This window comes from Bradyrhizobium sp. GW821-FHT13H06, from assembly GCF_058803975.1.
The window spans coordinates 527096-546330 of sequence record NZ_JBXAPN010000001.1; the positions used below are offsets into that span (position 1 = coordinate 527096).

Annotated in this window: 16 protein-coding genes; 8 read left to right on the plus strand and 8 right to left on the minus strand. The window is 62.4% G+C overall.

Going from position 1 to position 19235, the window contains the following annotated elements; all coding sequences use genetic code 11:
- The first annotated feature begins 11 nt into the window (after positions 1–11).
- Both AC1RQP_RS02550 and AC1RQP_RS02555 read left to right on the plus strand, forming a co-directional pair.
- Positions 12–1013, plus strand: coding sequence for an ATP-binding protein (locus AC1RQP_RS02550; RefSeq protein WP_492935821.1), 1002 nt, complete (start codon positions 12–14; stop codon positions 1011–1013).
- Between the two features lie 11 nt (positions 1014–1024).
- Positions 1025–2059 (plus strand): TniQ family protein, encoded by a 1035-nt coding sequence (locus AC1RQP_RS02555; protein ID WP_492935822.1) that lies wholly within the window; start codon positions 1025–1027, stop codon positions 2057–2059.
- On the opposite strand, the gene AC1RQP_RS02560 is transcribed toward AC1RQP_RS02555, so the two are convergent.
- From AC1RQP_RS02560 to AC1RQP_RS02570, 3 genes are all read right to left on the minus strand, one after another.
- Complete coding sequence (locus AC1RQP_RS02560; RefSeq protein WP_354220490.1) at positions 2001–2315, minus strand: hypothetical protein; 315 nt, start codon at positions 2313–2315, stop codon at positions 2001–2003. The two genes, AC1RQP_RS02555 and AC1RQP_RS02560, sit on opposite strands and share 59 nt — an antisense overlap.
- A 555-nt stretch (positions 2316–2870) precedes the next feature.
- Positions 2871–3431, minus strand: coding sequence for a hypothetical protein (locus AC1RQP_RS02565; protein ID WP_194387366.1), 561 nt, complete (start codon positions 3429–3431; stop codon positions 2871–2873).
- 21 nt (positions 3432–3452) lie between these two features.
- Positions 3453–5234 (minus strand): caspase family protein, encoded by a 1782-nt coding sequence (locus AC1RQP_RS02570; RefSeq protein ID WP_492936366.1) that lies wholly within the window; start codon positions 5232–5234, stop codon positions 3453–3455.
- A 189-nt stretch (positions 5235–5423) separates the two neighbouring features.
- Here AC1RQP_RS02570 and AC1RQP_RS02575 point away from each other — a divergent pair, with 189 nt between their 5' ends.
- From AC1RQP_RS02575 to AC1RQP_RS02590, 4 genes are all read left to right on the plus strand, one after another.
- Positions 5424–6137, plus strand: a complete 714-nt coding sequence (locus AC1RQP_RS02575; protein WP_492935823.1) for a methyltransferase family protein — start codon at positions 5424–5426, stop codon at positions 6135–6137.
- Between the two features lie 413 nt (positions 6138–6550).
- Entirely contained in the window at positions 6551–8437 is a 1887-nt protein-coding gene (locus AC1RQP_RS02580) for a caspase family protein (protein ID WP_492935824.1), read from the plus strand.
- Positions 8438–8473: 36 nt separating this feature from the next.
- Positions 8474–9484, plus strand: coding sequence for a hypothetical protein (locus AC1RQP_RS02585; RefSeq protein WP_492935825.1), 1011 nt, complete (start codon positions 8474–8476; stop codon positions 9482–9484).
- Positions 9485–9575: 91 nt separating this feature from the next.
- On the plus strand, positions 9576–10754 hold the full coding sequence (locus AC1RQP_RS02590; protein WP_492935826.1) for a hypothetical protein: 1179 nt from the start codon (positions 9576–9578) through the stop codon (positions 10752–10754).
- Between the two features lie 19 nt (positions 10755–10773).
- On the opposite strand, the gene AC1RQP_RS02595 is transcribed toward AC1RQP_RS02590, so the two are convergent.
- From AC1RQP_RS02595 to AC1RQP_RS02605, 3 genes are all read right to left on the minus strand, one after another.
- Positions 10774–11436 carry a DUF4384 domain-containing protein gene (locus AC1RQP_RS02595; protein ID WP_492935827.1) on the minus strand — a complete coding sequence of 221 codons (663 nt, stop codon included), beginning with the start codon at positions 11434–11436 and terminating at the stop codon, positions 10774–10776.
- 18 nt (positions 11437–11454) lie between these two features.
- A complete protein-coding gene (locus AC1RQP_RS02600; protein ID WP_492935828.1) occupies positions 11455–13245 on the minus strand; it encodes a caspase family protein in 1791 nt (596 codons plus the stop codon).
- A gap of 140 nt (positions 13246–13385) precedes the next feature.
- The gene (locus AC1RQP_RS02605; protein WP_492935829.1) at positions 13386–15119 is read right to left on the minus strand and encodes a hypothetical protein; all 1734 of its coding nucleotides are present in this window, start codon (positions 15117–15119) and stop codon (positions 13386–13388) included.
- A 159-nt stretch (positions 15120–15278) separates the two neighbouring features.
- Here AC1RQP_RS02605 and AC1RQP_RS02610 point away from each other — a divergent pair, with 159 nt between their 5' ends.
- A complete protein-coding gene (locus tag AC1RQP_RS02610; protein ID WP_061881617.1) occupies positions 15279–15560 on the plus strand; it encodes a hypothetical protein in 282 nt (93 codons plus the stop codon).
- Between the two features lie 98 nt (positions 15561–15658).
- Positions 15659–16639 carry a DUF4424 domain-containing protein gene (locus tag AC1RQP_RS02615; RefSeq protein ID WP_492936367.1) on the plus strand — a complete coding sequence of 327 codons (981 nt, stop codon included), beginning with the start codon at positions 15659–15661 and terminating at the stop codon, positions 16637–16639.
- 7 nt (positions 16640–16646) lie between these two features.
- Here the strand turns inward: AC1RQP_RS02615 and AC1RQP_RS02620 are convergent, their stop codons facing one another.
- Complete coding sequence (locus tag AC1RQP_RS02620; protein ID WP_492935830.1) at positions 16647–18458, minus strand: serine/threonine-protein kinase; 1812 nt, start codon at positions 18456–18458, stop codon at positions 16647–16649.
- The gene (locus AC1RQP_RS02625; protein WP_345946121.1) at positions 18455–19231 is read right to left on the minus strand and encodes a PP2C family protein-serine/threonine phosphatase; all 777 of its coding nucleotides are present in this window, start codon (positions 19229–19231) and stop codon (positions 18455–18457) included. The genes AC1RQP_RS02620 and AC1RQP_RS02625 overlap by 4 nt, the downstream gene beginning before the upstream one ends.
- Positions 19232–19235: the final 4 nt, after the last annotated feature.

Consider the following 19235-nt stretch of genomic DNA (forward strand, 5'->3'; position numbering starts at 1 on the left):
ACAGGCACCGCATGCCCACGTCGGATCTTGAAGGCATCCTCAATTCTCCGCTGGTCACAAGCAAGCTCGACGCTATTCGAGGCATTTTCGTCAGACACACAAAAGCGGAAGAAGCGCGGGAGATGTTGCTGCTGTCGCTCTCGTTTGCGAGACGTCTGCGCGAAAACTCGAGCACCTACCTGATCGGCTGGTCTCGTTGCGGCAAGAGCGAGATCGTCAAGCGGATGCTCACGGAGCGCACTGGCAGGCCCGTCTCCAAAGAAAAGGTTCAGCTCCTCCAAGGCAACGGGAGGCGCTACCTGTACGTCGATCTCATGGGTGGGTCGACGCCACGGATCTTGGCCCGGAAGATCAACTTCACGATCTTTAACGATCGGCTCGGCATGCGCCTCAGCGAGGAAGAAGGAACAGACGCTCTCATCACCAATCTCAACGAGCACGCGGTCGACGCCGTCATTCTGGACGAGGGACAAAATCTCGCCGAAGACGGCGTAAAGAAGCTGGCACGGTTTATCCTGGCCTTCGAGAACTCCTGCAATGCACCGTTGTTCGTCGTGGGGCCCCCGGTCCTGACGAAAATGATGATCAAGGCGGACGCGATGGGCCAAAGGTCGGGCGGCATCAAGATTCTCAAGCCCTTCGGGATTGCGAACGACGAACAAAGGGAGGTCCACTCCGCGTTCGTGGCTGCCTTCTCGGAGCAGCTTCCCTTTGAATCGAACTGGTTCAAGGACAATGAAGACGATCATCACATGCTGCGTGCGACTTTCTTCGCCCAACGCGGGCGGCCCGGACGACACTCGTTGCTGGTGGAGGCGGCCGTACCTCATGCCTTCATGCGCACCGGCGGGGCTGAGCCGAAAGAGCTGACGAAAGAAGACATCGCCGCGGGTTTTGATCGTGTCTTCCTGAGCCAGGAGATCATGCACGGCCGGAACCCGTTTCGTGACGAGGACTACATCAGACTTCCTCCGTTTCCGCTGAGCGTGGAACAGGAAGCGACCAGCGAGTAGGCAGCGAGACGATGATTCCGAACACGCCGTGGCTCAAGACCGTCCGTCAGTTCGACGATGAGGCCATCGCGTCTGTCGCGGTCCGGCTGGCCCCGGTGGGGCGCATCGACGCGGACAAGCTACTCCGGCTTCATCTCGACATGCGCTGGGAGTCGGTCTCGGCGATCGCCGGTAAACCCGAGGCGGTCGCCGAACTGGCGGCCTTGGGTTCGTTCGATCTCCAAAAGCTTTCGATGGGTACTTGGAAAATATTCAAAGACCGCATCGAATTCCTCGGTCGCGAATTGCCTGTGGGGTGGTTCTTGCCAGAGCGTCGTAGAGTCGCCCCCGCTCGTTTGGCAGCGGATGGCAACGATGCACGCATCAGGAACCTCTGGCTCGTCTCGGCCTTTTCCTGCGACATCGAAAGCGGGGAAGTGCTGCTCGACAGATGCCCGTCGTGCATCAACCTGTTAGGCTGGCGAAATCTCACCAACGTGTGGTCCTGCCAGATCTGTGGCTTCGACATGCGGACTGCGACGCCAAAAACCTGCCCGCATGAGACCGTCGCCTCGGCAAAAGCGTTGGCGGACTACGTCCTCGACTGCAAGCCCGGCTTGCCGGCTCCTCTCGACGACCTGTCGTCGGTGGACATTCTCAAGCTTAGCGGATGGCTGGCCTACTTTAGAGCTATTCCCCAGGAGCTGTTGCTCGGCATCACCGCGAAAAACGCTGCTGCGGGATTCTTGCAACTCAAACGATGGCCAGGCTCCTTCGATGAGGTCGTCTTCGAACTGCTCGGGGCCTCGACCGCTGCCGACTTGACTGCCGGAGACGCGATCTCGCGCCATAAGGGCGCTGCGGGCGTTATGGCCGCCATCGACCGCCTACCCTCGTTCAAGGCCCGCGCTATCCTGACGACGCGTCTTATGGAACTTCTGGACCTCGGTCACGACTTTACTGAAGCTTTCCGCGACGTAACGGAACCCGTGTTGTCGATCAGGCTCGCTATTTCGGCGACCGACCGTCAACGATCGAGTAAAGCCGCTCGAGCCAAGACCGAGTGAGGTCTAACCCTGCGGGGTTGAACACGTAAACTGTGCCCTCCCGCGTCTCCTTCTCCGCAACTAGTCCGATTGTGTGGAGGATTTCCATCGCCTCGCCGATGCGGTTGGCGGAGGTGTCCATGACCAGCAGCAGGTCCCCACGCGAGCAAGGGCCTAGGGCCAAGGTCTCGAGGATCTTGCGGGTATTGATGTTGGCGAGGGCCTGGAGCACCCGCGTCAGAAAAAGCTGATTGTTAGGATCGTCAAAGTCGACCATGCCAAACCTCTGTCGGTCAGCACGCCACGACTTCCGAGCGCGCTGCGGCTTTGCGAGACCGCGCTCTTAACCCGACCCCAAAGCGCCCGAAAGTCAACGGAACGGCCATCACGAGAGCCGGGAAAACCACCTCTTTTGGACGTATCAACAGTGCCAAAATGGAGTTTCAGAAATGACGCCAGTGCCAAATCTGAGTCTTGAGTGCCAAAATCTGCTACCTGCATGAAAAAAAGATCGAACAAACTCAGGCACGTAGCATGTGGATAAATCGGCTCCAGTGCCAAAATCTAACGCGGATTACACTGAACCCTCTCGCCTAATCCGAGTCTGTTTTCGGCCATTTTGAGTCTGGCCCTCTACAACGCACCGAGCCGCAGGCCATGATCGCCTTGGACGCGTTCAGCCAATGTCCGCCATTCGATCGGTCGAGTGCAGCTTGGCGCGGTGCGCCGCGCCCTTCTCCGAATTGTCGAGGAGTCACTTGCGTGGGATCGATCGCTCCTGCCCCTTTGGAAGATCATGGTTCGCAGCGAGGATGGTCAAATCCGATTGCGTCTAACCACCAAATCTCTTGACGAGCTTTGAGCCCTTGGCCGTTCTGATCTGCTGGCTGGTCAAGTCGCTTCCCGCGCTCAATCCCTTCACCATGAGGTTCTTGACGCGCTGCGCCGCCTGCTTCTCGTTGGAATAGTCGATCTCGACGTGATCGAGCTCCATCAGATGGCCGAGCTCGTGCGCCCAGGCGCGTCCATTGGCGTGGTCATTGCCATACCACTGGACGAAGCTCGCGGGCTCGGGAGAGCCATTCGGGTATGAACCGCCGCCGGCGTTCAGACTTGCGATCGAATTGACCAGGAAGATGTGGACCGCGTTGTCCGCGTCGTGCCGGGAAGCGAGAACGCCCAGCAGGACCTCATCGCTGCTGCGCCTGCTCGGCGCCATGTCGAGCGGTTTTTCCATGATGCAATCGCTGATCACGAAGGCGATCTTCGCCTTCGACCAGATCGTATTGACGACATCGAGCGCCTTCTTCGCGGTGTCGCAGTCCCATTGCGCAGGCTCGAGGACGCCCCTGTTGGCGAATGGGGTGACATAAAGTCTAAGCGGAATGGACATGCGCCGGGCTACCGAGCACTCTCAGGGCAGGAAGAACGGTATGAAGCCGATTCCGCCACCACCACCGCCTCCACCGGCGTTAGCCTCGGGTTTCGGCGGCCTTGCAGCCCGTGCCGGAGCTTCTTCGGGGTCCCTGTTCCTGCGCTCGAGCTTTGCGGATGGTGTCGGACGGGCCCTGCGCTTCTCGCACTCATCGTCATTATTCAGGAAGTAGCCCGCGGCGCAGGTGATCTTCACACACCGATCTCCATCGCGTTTCTGGCCGGATCCGCAAATTATCGGGCAAACCCGCGCCGATTTAAGCTTGATCGCGTCGAGCGCCTCAGTGCTCGCAGCCTTGGCATCGAACGTGGTGCCGGCATTCTTGTTGTACAATTCGAGCGAACGCCGTGAGGCCGCATCCCAGTCGCCATCGGCCGGTCCGCTAAAGCAACCGACCCGGCGTAACTCGGCTTGCACCGATTTTGCAAGCTCGGCCTTGGACGGCGGTGCCGGCGCGGACGTCTGTGGAGCCGGCAGCGCGGCCACTTTCGCATCCGAGTTCGGGCGGGCCTCTTGCGACGGGTCGGATCCAGCCTGAGCGCCAATTCTCCCGACGGCTATTTCAGCTTCCCGGCGACGCTGCTCGGCCTGCGCGGCCAATTGTTGCGCGGTTTCTCTGGCCTTCTCCGCCTCGGCACGAGCGTCCTGCGCTGCTTTCAAGTCGGAGGCGGCTTTGGCCAGTTGTGTCTGCTGGGCGCCCTGGTTGACGAGCCGCGCCTGCTCCTGCTCGGCCTGGCGCGCCTTTTCCGCTGCGGCGGCGCGCTTATCTTCCGCATCGATCTTGGCGAGCTGCAGCTTGGCCAGATTTGCGTAGTAGCCGTCCGGATACTGGGCAAGGAAGTAGTTCAGCGCATCCTTGTTGCCGATCTGCAGCGCGAGCTCGTAGTCGTGCCGAATTTCTGCACGCGCCGAGACCGGTGGAGTCGCAGGCAGCGGCGGCGGGGCCGGTTGAGGCGCTGCGGCGGCCGCTTCCTTGGCCGGTGCCGGCACGAGCGGCACATCATCGCCACCAAGCGTACCGTACACATAGGGCTCCTGCTTGTTGCCGGTCGCCTTCATGACGTCGTCGCGGACGAAGCCGAACACCCTGCGCAGGTCCATGCCCGGAGTAGCGATATATTTCACCAGTGCCGAGGCATAGGGACTGTTCTTGCTGCCACCGTCGGACGCCGTCGAGCCAGCCTTGGCAGCGAAAGCAACCAGCGTATTCGAGGTCGCCGGCTCGATCCTGGCGAGGCCCCGGCTGACGGCCCGCGAGCCGACCGTCCGCTTCATCTTGTCGGCGAAAGGATTGTTGCGGCAAGCATCGAGGATCACGAGCCGCAGCTGCCGTGCCGGCTCGATCGCCAGCAGCACTCGCTCGAGCGAAAAGGCCTCGTCGTACACATCTGTATCGCGCTCGAGCGTCGCATCCGTGGGGATCAGGTAGTTCGTACCTTCGAGCTCGATCCCGTGGCCCGCGTAGTAGACGACGGCGACATCCGAGTCGCGCGCCACATCGGCAAAATCACGCAGCGCACGCCGCATCTCCGATGCCTGGAGATCCGTGCGGGTCTGGACGACGCTGAATCCCGCTCTCTTCAGCGTCTCCTCAACGATCGCAGCATCATTGGCTGGGTTGGCAAGCGCTGCGGCGTTCTTGTAGGCCGAGTTGCCGATGACGAGCGCGACACGGTTCGCAGCCCATGCCGGCTGACAGACAATCAGCGCAGCGAGAAGAAACAGGGTACGGCGCAATGCGACAGATCGGTGCAAATGCATGGCAGTACTACTTTTAGATCTTCTTCTTCCATCATTTGTGTCGTCACCACAGAAGCGGTTCAATGCGATCTCATGATCCGGTCGTGGAACCCACAGGGATGGCATGACCGCGCTGGCTGGCCGGTCAATTGACCTCACCGCAACCCTGCCGTTTAATGAGGCAGGTTTCGAACAGGCGAGATCACTCCCGTGACTGACGCGAAGCCCGATCAGGTGGGAACAGCCCGGAAGAAGATTGGCGGGCGCGGGGGCAATGCCCTGTTGGATTGGACCGCCAGGGCAGTTGTCGTGATCATCTATGGCGGGTCTGCTTTTATGGGCGCTGCCAGCGTCCCTCACCTGCTTCCGCCGGACAATATCCACGACTGGCTTTCGCTTGCGGCCAGAATTGCCAACATCCTGTTCCTCGGCCTCGTCGCGCTGACGACCATCACCCGGCTGGCGCCGATCATGAAATCGCAGGGCATCGAGACGCGGGTCTCAGCCTTGCTGGGGACTTTTTTGAGCATCGTCCTCGCATTTCTTCCGAAGGCGGAACTCGGCCCCGTCTGGTCGGCTGTGTCCTCGACGTTGGTCCTGGTGGGTACCTCGCTCTGCATCGTGGTGCTCCGCTGGCTCGGCAGATCCTTCAGCATTCAAGCGGAGGCCAGGCGTCTTGTGACGGAAGGGCCTTATCAGATCGTCCGGCATCCTCTCTATCTCTGCGAGGGGATCGCCCTCGTCGGCGTGACACTCCAGGTCCTTTCACCGCTTGCCGTCCTCGTCGCCACCGTGATTGTGATGATCCAATGCCGGCGGATGATCAACGAAGAGCGGATCCTGAGGCGGGCATTTCCCGAATATGCCGCCTACCGCAAGACAACTCCTTTTCTGATCCCGACTTGCCGGGCGATTGGCCGATAGACCGGGGCCAGGCACCGGCCAAGGCGGTCGATCCGCACGCCTGACACCACGCTTCACATCCGCTCGATCCGCAACCGGCGGACTTCGATCCGAACCGACTTTCGGCCTTCTTCAGCGCTTCGGGCAAGCGATCGAATGGACTATTAAAAATTAGATATATCAACAATTTACATCAAAGGACCGGACTGCGAAGAGCGCCGTCGGGGCCTACCTCGCCGTTCCCAGCAATCGTCCGAGGCCTTTGAACGCGTTCACTGGAATACGCGACCAACATGAGGAATGGATCGGGCTCGAAACTGTTCCCTGCACGGAGCCAAGCGGTCGCCAGGAGCTATGAGTTTAGTCAGCATTCTGCGCGGCCATGCCAACTTCGTTGACGCTACCATTCTTCGGCTGATGTTGGACGTCGCGCCATGAACAATTACACGCAGATCAAGTTGTACGCTCTTCTTCTTGTTGCCTCGCTGTTCCTGACTGCTCAGCCGGCTTTCGCGACAAAGCGCGTGGCCCTGGTGCTTGGCAATGCCACATATCAAAACGCTCCCCTGCTTCCCAACCCGGCCAACGACGCCGGCGCCATCGCTGCGACGTTGAGAGCCGCAGGGTTTGATGTGGTCGACTCGAGGCTCAACCTCGCAGCGACGGACATGAAGCGAGCCCTGAGGGATTTTGCAGATCAGGCGCGCGACGCCGACATCGCACTCGTCTACTACGCAGGCCACGGGATCGAGATCGATGGCACGAACTATCTGATCCCAACCGACGCCAGGCTTGAACGTGATACGGACATCTACGACGAAGCGTTCTCGCTCGACCGTGTCTTGATGGCGATCGAGCCGGCAAGGCAGCTACGGGTCGTGATCGTCGACGCGTGCCGCAACAATCCTTTTGCCGACACGATGAAGCGAACGGTCGCCTCGCGATCGATCAGCCGCGGGCTCGCCAGGGTCGAGCCAACGGTCTCCAATACGTTGATCGCCTTCGCCGCGAAGGCCGGGTTGACGGCGCTCGACGGCAACAGCCAGAACAGCCCGTACGCGGCCGCACTGGTCAAGTATATCGCAAAGCCGGGCCTCGACCTGCGCAGGGCCTTTGGGTTCGTCCGCGACGACGTCTTGCAAGCCACGGGCAACCGGCAGGAGCCTTACGTCTACGGCTCGTTGGGCGGCGAGGACGTTGCGCTCGTGCCTGCTCCAAAGGCCGTGGAGCCCACGCCCGCGGCGGCCAACCCCCAGTCGGAGGTTCGCCGTGACTACGAACTGGCGCTGCAGCTCAACAATAAAGCCGCTCTGGGCGCATTCCTGACCCAGCATCCAGACGGATATTACGCAAGTCTCGCCAAACTTCAGCTCAACCAGATCGAGGCGGAGGAGGCACGGGTTGCGGCGACCGAAAAGGCGCGCCAAGCCCAACAGCAGCAAGCCCGGCTTGCCTCCGAAGGCGCCCTGCGCGCAGAGCAGGAAAAGGCGGCCGCTGATCTGAAGGCTGCGGAGGACGCCCGCATTGCGGCCGAAAGAACAAAACTGGCGGCGCAACAGCAAGCGGCCGATGCCGAGCGGAAGCGGACCACATCCGAGGGATCGATCAGCACCGCGCTCACTCGGAACAAGGCCGCCATCGACAATTCCACCACGGTGAGTCCGCCTCCAGCCGCTGTGGCCGCTCAGAGTGACACAGACACGAAGGTCGCCGCTCTGAGCGCCGGGCCGCAGCAGCAGGCCGATCCGGCCAGGGCCGATATTCCTCAGGCCGATCTCGCCAGGTCGGTACAGAGCGAATTGAGCCGCGTCGGATGCTTCACCAGTGCGGTCGATGGCGAATGGAATGCCGCTTCGCAACGCTCACTCTCGCTCTTCAACCGCCACGCGGGAACCAAGTTCGACGCGAAGCTTGCGAGTCTCGATGCACTGGACGCAATCAAGCTCAAATCGTCGCGGGTCTGTCCGCTGGTCTGTGAACGCGGCTACAAGGCTGACGGCGACCAGTGCAGCAAGATTACCTGCGCCGAGGGCTCGTTCCTCAATGACGACAATGAATGCGAGAAGCGGCGCGGCAAGAAGCCTGTTGCAAACCGCAACACGGGCGAGCGCCCGACCCGCGCGGATCGCCCGGCCCGCGAGAGGTTCGCGCCGGCTGCGGAGGCTCCCGCGCCACGGCGACAGGCGACTGCCAAGGGAAGCAGTGGCAGCATCTATTGTGACCAGCATATTTGCCGGCAGGTCAATCGTGGCTGCCGCCTCGAATACCGGGGCGGTGGAGGTCCCGGCGGCAACACTGGAAATGTCGAGGTCTGCAACTAGCGCCACGCAAAAGAGGTGTCCGAAGGAGTGACCTGAGTGACAACCTGCGAGCTGGAGCAGAAAGATGTCGGCAGCTTTCCGGGTGTGACGCTCTTCACGACTCGGCAGGCGCCCGGCATGAGGCCGACGGCGGTCTATCTTCCACCGAAGCACGCAACGGCCGCCACCAAGTTCGATGTCGTAATCTGGCTCCACGGTTTCTATGTCAGGGATCATGAATACCTGTTCCGGAATGATCCTGCGCGTCTGCGCGAACAGGTCCGGGATTCGGGGAAGGATGTCGTGCTTGTCGCGCCATTCCTGGGCTACGAATATGCCGTCGGTGACACCTTTGCCGGAAACTACAGCGTGAAGGATCTGGCTTCTGCCAAATGGGGCGAACGCTATCTGGACGAGATCCTCGGGGCTCTTGCCAAGTTCGTGGCGCCTGTCGCCAGCACCGGCAACGGCACCCGGAGCATACCCCAGCTCCAGGTCGGCAAGCTCGTCATCGCCTGCCATTCCGGCGGCGGGAGCGGCATGCGCAACCTGGTCGGAAGCCTCGGAAAGTATCAGCCGAATCTGTCGGCCTGCTGGGGATTTGATTGCCTCTACGGCGCCAAAGCGCAACCGGACGACGCCACGTTCTGGTACCAATGGTTGTCGGGCCAGAGCACCTGCGCGCTCGAAATTGTCTATGGCCCGACCACCCTTTCGCAATCGGTGAAGCTGGACCTGGTCGGACGCGGACTCGCAACGGTCGACGGCAATCGCCCTCCGTCACCGCGCCCTGCTCTCAAGAACCTCACTGTGAGCGTGGGTCACTATGATGCATTTCCGGCCTTTGGGCAGATGGTCAGGGTCAACGATCTGGATCCGGCCTTCGTAGACCGCTTCATGATCCCGCAGGTCGCCGACGAACCTCCACTGGGCCACAAGCCGGCGTCGCGCAATGGAGAATTCCTCAAACAGGCGATTGCCAACGTTCGCGGCGCCTTCCCCTTTCCGAAGGACATTCACTACATGATTGCCCGCGGCGGCTTCTACAGCCGCCTGAGTAGACTGTAGCGTCGCAAAGGCCCCCTCCCCGGCGGGCACGAATTAGCCAGTCACCGGCTCGCTGCTTAACCTTGGCTGTGATGATGCGAGGAAACACGACATGACGGAACCACCTTTCGATCCGAACACCGCGCCGAGAGCCGGCAACTCGGCTCAGGACCGCTCCGCGATGCGGGCGGACATGAACAAGGTCGCGCTGAAGCTGCGCGAAGCCGGCATTCAGCTCTACGGATTCTACAAGATCCACGACCTCGTGCCGTACTGGAATCCGCTTGGCTTCGATTTCATGTGCGACAACTGGCGGCAATTGCTCGACGCCGCCGGCAAGGCACCGCGGCTAGGCTCCGACCAGATCAACATGCCGGGCTACGACCCGTGGCTGCAGGCCGGCGTCAAGAGCGTCGGCTTCACGCAGACCGGCAAGGCTCCGCACGTGCATCTCGACATTGCGATCGATCGGCCCGGGCTCTGTCGGATTTACATCCTGGAGAAAGACGAGGAGCGCCGTCTCGACGCCCTGCGACGGGCCCGGGTGGTCACCGCGAGAGATACCGACGTATTCAGGAAGATCCACCGGCGGGTGGAGGGTCTCGGCGTCGATCTCGACGACCACATCGGCTCGCACCTGGAGGCGGGGCGGCTCGTGCTCGACGGCATCAATTTCGTCGCCAAGGATCACAAGCGTCTTCTCGATGTGCTGACGAACCTGAAATATCCCGCCGGCAACAATGTCTTCTTTCGCGGGGAGAGATCCGGCCGCGGTCATTTCTTCGGCATGGCTTCATTCCTGGCCACCGACGGCATCGGCTTTCGGCAAATCTGGCAGACATTTCCGGAGGAAAGACCGATCGCAACACCAGATCCGCGTACCGGACCGGCGATGGATCCCAAGGCTTCCGGGCGGTTCGGCGATTCACCGAACCTGCCGGATCTCACCTCGGTGCACTGCGCCGTGTCGAACCGGATCTGCAACGTCCATATCGACGAGATGGGCTTCGTGGTCACGGACAGCAAAGGCACCATCATCGTCGACCCTGACGCGCTGCGGCACATCTTTGTCGAATTGCTCTGGAAGACCAACCTGCAGGGCAAGCTGCCCTTCTGGGCGCTCGATAACGTCAATTTCATCATCCCGAGCTCGCCAAACGACTTTTCCCGCGTTGGAGTCAGCGTCGACATCGCGAAGTTCGGGCGTGTCAAGATTGCGCTCAACGGGAGCTGCTCGGCCGACGGCAAGATGGAAGCAGCCGGCACGCTCACGCTCGGGTTCAAATTCTGAGACAGCCGACAGCCACGGCTCACTTGATGGAATAGGATTTGACGTCGAACGACCAATTGTTCGGCATCAGTTTTCCGCTGCCGCCGTCCGGCACACGCAGCTCCCTGGTCCACGCCGACAGGTAGCTCAACGTATCGGCTTGGTTCTGTAGTCTGCGCGGGAGATCCGGCAGATCGAGCAATTGCACGCGCCGTTCACTCAGGATCGCAACCATGACGGCCGAGCCGGTCGGCGGTGCGACGACATATTCAAAGCCACGTTGCCGCCCTGCCGGGGTCGGCACAACAAATTGCACGCCGGGCTTGACGAGATTGATGTCGCGGCCGTCCGACTGCTCCAACAATTCGGGAGTCGGAAAGATCTGGGACATCCGTCCGTCCGCATCGACATCCACCAGAATGAGATAGCCTGCCCTCTTCGCCGTCACGCCGAATGACACCTTGCCGCCAACGTCGACGGTCAGGCCGGGGAGGATCTCAAGGGACACACTTGCAGCATTGCTCTGTGCGGCGCCGGTCTGTCCGCGCGTCGCCTGGATGCGCCAAAACCATGGTGCGCTCGCCAGGCTCGCATGTAGAGATTCCGGCCGCAGCGGCGCCGCGGGCGCGGCCCCGCTTCCCGCCAGCAGCAGGGCGAATGCGAAGCATACTCGTTTACGGCGGATCAGCTCCGATCGCCACATGGCTCCCCCAAGCAGATGTCAGGGAGCGCTGAAAAAGCCGATCGAGGCGATCCGCGCGTCCGCAGGCAGGTAGCGCTCGAGGTTCTTGATCAACTGCCCCGAGGCGCGTCGCCGATTGAGCTGAATCAGGACGGTCTCGAGATCGACCATGCGCCGCTGCGAGGTTACAGCAATGACCTGCTCGGCACCGAACGGCTCACCCACCCGGAGTGGCAGCCGCAAGTTCGACGATTTGGCCACCGCCGCATCTGTACCCACCGGGTACAACATCTGGATGGTACCGTCGCCGGATACATTGAACAGCAGCAATGCCCTTGAAGCCACGTCGGACAGTTCGACTTCGATGGTCTGACCAGCGCGCTGCTGTCGATCATCCGGCCAAATACGCATGATCTGCGGCGATCGGGTCGCCATTCGCTTGAACTCGCGCATTGCTGCGGTGCGATCCACGACCGTCGGCAAATTGGCTACGTCCATCCCATAGGCGACGACGTCGCCCCAGGCGATCACGTCATGAGAGACGGGGTCCCAGATCAGGTCGGGATTGTCCGTCGGCTGAACGGCCTGCACGGTGGCGTCCTTCGGCGTCACGCCGGCGAAATAGTTCATCTTGCCGTCGAGCGCCGCCAGACGGATCGGTGCCGTGAGACGAAGGGGCGCCGGCGCAGCGACGGTCGGGGCTGCAGCAGTCGGAGCGGCGACGGGCGCAACCTTATTGGGTGCAGCGGCCAGGGTCGGCGGCGCCGGAGCCTTGGTCGTCGCAGCCGGCGGGGCAGCCGCCTGTGCATCAGCAGCCTGACCGGAGGCCGTCCTCGCGGCCGGCCCCTGAATCAGCACCACGCCGCGCGTCAGCTCGAAGGCGACGGCGGTCTCCGGCGCCTGCGCCGGTGACGATATCGTCACGATGTTCTGGCGCTGGTCCGAGAGCTGATAGACCACCTGCCGGACATTGGCGAAGAGCTCCTTGAGCGTCACCTTGCCATCGCGATTGATGTCCGCGCTGCCCTCCACTGCCCGCGCCACCGCGTAGCTGAGAGCCCCGCGCAGCCCATCGATCCCGGGAATCCGTACTTCGGGCGCCTTGGTGTAGCGATCAACAGCGGCGAGGAACGCCGTGTGGTCGAGATCGAGCTCCGACTTCGGATCGTTGCTGTCCGATACCGGTTTCAATTCATCGACAAGCAACGTGTAGCGCGGCACCTGCCGGAAGCTCATCTCCGCAGCCCGCGGGTCGATATCGCGCACCATTCCGCCGCCATGGCAGGTATCCGCAACGAAGATCACCTTCGCGCCGCGCAGCTCGAGCTGCCGGATGAAATGGTTGAACTCGCTCCCCAGAATGCGCTCGACGGACCCCTTCGACGTGGTTTCGAAGCCGGGCAGCAGGAACACGTTCTCCATCCCATCGGGCTCCGAGCCCTTGACGCGCTCAGGCTCCTGCGTTCCGTGGCCGGCGATCGACAGGAAGACGAGGTCGTTGTTCCTTGTGCGCGTCACCAATGCACTGATTTCACGCAAGACGCTCGCCCTGTCCGCTTGGGCATTGGTCAACTCGACGACGTCGCTAACCCCCATCGTCTTCAGGCTAGACACGAGATCTCCAGCGTCAGCGACTGCGCCCTTCAGTTTGCGGACGTGCTGGTAATCGTCGATTCCGATCACGAGCGCGCGCACGGCCGCCCCATCCGGATTGCTGATCGACAGTGGTTCCGCTGCCTGGACGCGCTGCAGCGGCAGACCGATCATCGCAGCAAGCGCGATGGCGGCAGCGCAGCAGATCCTGTACTCAAATCCTCTGGGCCTTCGCATCGTGATCCACCTCGATGTCATGCAAGCCGGTTCCCGAACCGCGCCGGTCGGACGTGGCGGCGACACCTCGTCCGAACGTCCCGGATCCAGCCTGCGAACAGCATTTGCTATCCATCTGTAGCGCCAGTGACACACATGGTTCAGCGCCTCTTGGTCGCGGTTTTCGCGGCCGCCGATTTGCGGCCCGTCGGCGCATCGGAGTCCTGGTAGGCGTCAGCCGAAACGGTGGTCTGGTCATCGGCGAAGGCACGGAAGCGAACCGGAGTGTAGCCACGCGCAAGCAGGCTCGCCAACGGATAGATGTTGCGGCAAACGCGTCCGTTGCAGCCGCCGGTTGAGGATTCCATCACCTCCGCCTTGCGATCCGGCGTGAACCGCAGGAACAACATCACATGGGAGCCCGGCTTGTTGAGTGCATCGCCGGGCTTCAACTCCCAGGGGTTCGTCACGGGCGCGGCGATCGCAGGAATGGCGGCGGTCGTGTAGTGGACCGAGAGTCCCCACGTGGCGCTGACGAACGCCGAGCAGTCGACGCCCGCCACATCCGGCCGCGGCGCGTTGCGGGTGCAGACATTCCCGGCCAATGTGCCGCTCTCGATGCGCTGCCGGAAGTTTGCGAGCGAGCCGTGACAGCCCCAGCAATAGGGTACGCCGCGAACCTCCTGGTTTACCTTGCCCTGAAGGTACCATGGGCGGCGAATGCGATTGAATCCGCTGCACTGGCTGTCCGGATCGTTGCCATAGTTCGCCTGCGTCAGCTTCCACTGCACACCCTCGAACGCAAACGCGGTCTCGATCGCCTGCTGGCGATTTGACGGCCGCACCGCCGCTGTCGCATTGAACTTGCCATTGTTGGAAGGCTGCGCGGTTGCCGGCCGCGACGGCCGAGCGTCGATCACCGACGCGTTGCGCAGCGGGCGGAAGCCGACGCCAACCACATCGACACCGTTTGGCTTGGTTCGCAGAAAATAGACGTCGCCGTCACCCGAGACCGTGACGAACCTCCTCGTCAGCGGGGCGTTATCGAGAGGCAACTCGTAGATTCCCTCGAGCCGGCCGTTGGCGGCATAGCGCACGACGAAAGTGGATGCGTTCTTTCCCGACGGCGGAATGTCTTCGGCCAACACATAGAAGCGATCGCTATTGTCGATCTCGAGGAACTCGACCGTACCGAGCTGGTCACGCACGCGCAGGCCGAGCGCGCCTATGGTCTCATTGGTGACCATGGTCTGGATCTCGATCCGCACGCTGGAATTGCCCTTGTCCGGGATGATATCGGCGATGACCGAGCCCTTGCTGCGGGACGCGACGTACTGCCGGTCGGGCTGCCGGCCCGTTTTGATGACGGCCGCGCGGGTGTTCTGGTCGAGCAGCTCGGTCGCGCTGCCGGGTGGCTGCGATCCCATCTGGGCGAAGGCGGAGATGGCGACCTGGTCGTCCGTGCCGCGGCTCGAGACTTCCTCAAGTTGGATTTCGTCGCCACCGAGCCCGCGCGTGGACTGGTCTGGCGCCGCCTTCAATGTGCGGACGCCGCCGTCCCAAACCATGATGTCGCCGTTATGAACGACGAGATCGGTCGGCTGTACATCCCTCGGCATCTTGAGGACGTCAGGATCGGAATTCGGTTGCTTGGGATCGAACTGGAGAATGCGTCCGTTGACCTGATCGAGCACGAACAGGTTGCCCTGCCCGTCGGCACTGAGCGCCTGGGGGCCTAACAGTTCCACGTCCTCGCCGGCCGGGACGATGCCGACCATGGAGGCAGCCGAGCCGCCCGAAAAGCTCCGCACGACGGTGTCCTCGGCGTGCGTCCCGGTGGCGAAAATGCTCGCACCGGCGATGAAGACCCAGATCCAACTCGTTGGACGAAACATGTTCGCCTCAATGTGCCCGAACCGATTGTCGCGCCAGATCGACTAATCCGAGATGCCGTTGATGCGGCGCGTCAATTAGTGGTGAGCAATCTCAATCGCGTTCAATTCTATCACCGGACGGTGATAGCCCGAATGTCTTCAGCTCGCGGTGCAAAAACCATGGCCAAGAATAGATTTGAGCAGGTCAACGAGATCCAGCCCGACGCCATTACGCTGGTCCTGAAACGCGACATTGATGGCGCCACCGGATCGGTTGTGATGCCGGCTGCCAGCAGCGGCGGGCGGCTGTCCAATGACCAGGTCAGCGCCCCATTGCCGGCCCAGGACGCCTTTCGCGGCGCGATCCGGCTGGCCAATGACGTGAAGCTCGCGATCGTGGTGTGCGATCCGGACGGCGTCTGGAAGCCCGAATGGGGCGATCTGTACCAGGCCCTCGACTGATTGATTGCCGGGCGGACCGGCACATGTTGCGACGCCGTATGGAGACGAGCATGCTGAACGGACCGCTGCCCCGCGCGTCGTTGCGGGTCCGATCCTTGATGGTCGCGCTGTTGGTTGCGACCAATTGGCCGGCACGGGCCAACGACTCGGCCGCCGAATTGTCGATCGGAGGGCTCCAGTTCGTTCGCACCCGCGATGTGGCCATGGAGAGCGAGGACCTGCGTATCGCACTCGACAGGATCATTGTTCGCTATCAGTTCGCCAACGTCACCAGCAAGCCGGTTACGCTGACTGTGGCCTTTCCGCTGCCCGACATCGACTTGTCGGAGGCCGATAGCATTGCGCTGCCGTCGAACGACCCGGTGAACTTCGTCGACTTCGAGACCAGGATCGACGGCAGCCCAGCGCCGCTGACGATTGATCAGCGCGCCATGATTGGCGACAAGGATGTCAGCGCACTGCTCCGCCAGCTCAAGCTGCCGCTGTTGCCCATCGGCAGCCGCGAGATCCGCGTGACCGACCTCCCGGCAGCAACCCGAACCCGACTTGTGGACGAGGGGCTATTGATGCCCGCCGGAATGAGCGACAACGGCCGTCAGCAATATGCTCCAGGCTGGGTCACCAGGACGTCTGCCGTGCGCCAGCAGGTGTTTCCGCCCTCGCGCACCGTTGTCGTCGAACACCAGTATCGGCCGAGCGTCGGCTCCAGTGCTGACACCATACTGCGCCCGGGCCTGCGGCGCAGCAACGCACTCGGCCCGGAAGTCGCGCGTTACCGGAAGGATTATTGCGTCACGGATGGGTTCCTTGCCGAGCTCGACAAGCGCGCCGGCGACGGCACGGCCAATACCGCCAGGCTGCAGGAGCGGCGCATTTCATACGTGCTCAAGACCGGCGCGAATTGGGCCGGGCCGATCCGGGCGTTCAAGCTGACCATCGACCCGGGTGGCAGCGACCGCATGGTCAGCTTCTGCCAGGGCCGTCTCAAGGCCTCCCCGACCGGAAGCACGCTTGAATATACGGCAAGCGATTTCAAGCCGGATACCGACCTGAAGATCCTGGTCATTGGAAAATTCTGAGCGCCGATCAGTTCGTAAGCATCACGTAGCGCGCGGCCGCGGTGATCGTCACGCGGTTGCGCTGGGCGTCACTCAGCGCCTGCAGGAAGAACGTGTCGGCAGCGGTCGGTCGCGGCTGGCGCAACGAGTCCAGAACCTGCGGAGTCGCTACGGCCAAGATCAGTTGCGGACCGCTCGCGCTCGGGACCGGGAGCGAAAACGACAGCGAGTCAATACCCGGCTTCAGGAGGTAAGACAGGCTCTGCACCTCACCGCGATCCGATACCATGAGCAATTCCACCACACGATTGGCGAAGTTCTCGATGGTGCCGTTGAGGGTTTCGCCAGCCTTCAGTTCCGTCGCTGACAGGGTGACGCGCGGCACTCGCATCTGATCGCTTCCCACCTGGCTCAAGAACTTGACGGCCGGGCACTGGGCCTGGGTCACCTGCCGGACACCGACCGAAGCTTCAAATCCCTGGTCCCGCCGAAACGCCTTGTCGAACGTATCGAACGGGGCCGTCGAGGCGCCGTAGCCTTCGATCACGGCGGCGGTTTGACTGACCGCAACCGGCAAAATGAAGAAGCAATCGCCGCCGGAATATTGAGTTACATATTTGCGGATGCGCTCGGCTCGTCCCTGCCCCTCGGCTGGCGGAGTGGGCGTCACCGTCGGCGGTGGTGACAGCTTCACCGGCTCCTGACGTCCGGGCTGTGGTGCAGAGGGCTCGACTTTCGGCGGCGACATTGTCCCCGCCAGTTTCGGAGGCGGCGGCAAGCCCGCCGCGCCAGGTGCCGACCACACCAGCTTGTAGAAGGCATATCCACCCCCGGCCAACATGAGCAGCACCGCGGCTGCGCTCGCATAGAGCCAGAGACTGCGCGGCCTCTTCTGCGCGGTTGAGGGCGCCCTGTCCTGCCAGGCCGGCGCCGCGGTTTCCGGCCGCGCCAGCGGATCGAAGCCGGACAGCGGCGCGGTGGATGTCTGAGGCGGACCTGTCGGCGTCCATTTGGCGACCTCCGCCATGGTCGCACGCAACGCCGGATCGGGCTGCAGCATCCGCTCCAGCAAAGGTCTGATGCGCATGTCTACCGCACCGAGATCGGGCACACGCCGGCGCTTCTCCACCAGTTGAAACTGGCTTCCGCCCATGTCGAGCTTCTGTCCGGTCAGCGCATGGAACAGCACGAGGCCGAAGCTGTAGACGTCGGACTTCGCTGTGATCTCGTTGCCGTACAGGCCGACCTGTTCCGGAGACGCGTAGTTGTCCTTGCCGGCGAAGCCCGAACCGATGATGGTCTTGTCACCCATCTGGGTCGATCGGGCGATGCCGAAATCGATGATCTTGGCGCGTCTCACATCGTCGAGCGGCACGATGATGTTGTCCGGGGAAACGTCGCGATGGATGATGCCATGCTCGTGGGCGGCCTCCAGTCCCGATGCAACGCGCTGCATCAGCTTGACCAGCGCCTCGAAAGTCAACGGCCCTTCGTCGAGCATGTTCGAGAGCGAACGGCCGTTCACGAACTCCATCGCGAGATACGGTCGCTGCAGCACGGGCTCCACGGTGAACAGGAAGTAGCGAACGATCGCGTCGTGCGGGAGATTGTGAAGCGCCGCTGCCTCCCGCCGGAACAGCGCGAGCGCGGCCTCGTTGTCGACCATGTCGGGCAGCAGCATTTTCACCGCAACCGGCGATCCGGTCTGGATCTCACGGCACTTGTAGACCTCACCCATGCCGCCCGCGCCGATCACCGCTTCGATCTCGTAGATGCCGTTGAGGCGGGTGCCGGGCGGCACACCGCGGTAGCCCGACGGGAATGGATCGTTGACGGTCATGGTTGCGGCTCCCGATCCAGCGGCGATCTTGTCGGCTCTGAGGATCGCGGCACCAGCAGCCGCACAACCACGATCGTCACGTTGTCGAGCCCTCCCCGATCAAGAGCCAAAGCGAGCATGTCATCGCAAGCCGCCTGGGCGTGCCGCGTGATCGCATGCTGCAGGATCTCGTCGTCCTGCACATGCTTGGTCAAGCCGTCGCTGCAGATCACGAAGACGTCTTCCGGCTCGGCCGGACCTGTCACGACCTCGAACTCCGGATCATCGGCGACGCCAACGGCCCGGGTAATGGCATTGCTCGGCCAATCCTTGACGTCTTCGCGCGACACCGCGCCGCCGGCGATCAGTTCCTCCAGCTCGCTGTGATCATGCGATACCTGATTGATGCTGCCCCGGTTGACCAGGTAGACCCGGCTGTCGCCCGCCCATATGCAGGCATAATAGCCGTCGCGCACGAGCAGAACCGCCGCCGTGGTGCCGACGGTGGCCCCCTGCCGTTCCTTGCTGAGCGACAGGATCTGTCGGTTCGCGTGGAACAGCCGCTCCTCGCACTGCGCCAGCAAGTCGGCGGCCGAGTCCGGCAAGCCGATCGTATCAAGCGACTGCACGACGATGCGGCTGGCGAGATCGCCGGCCTCGTGACCGCCCATACCGTCGGCGACGGCCCACAGGCCGACATCGGTCCGGACCAGGCACGAATCTTCGTTGCGCGTCCGCACCCGTCCGGCATGAGTGACGCTGCCGACATCGAACAAGGAAGGGACATGCACCATCGCG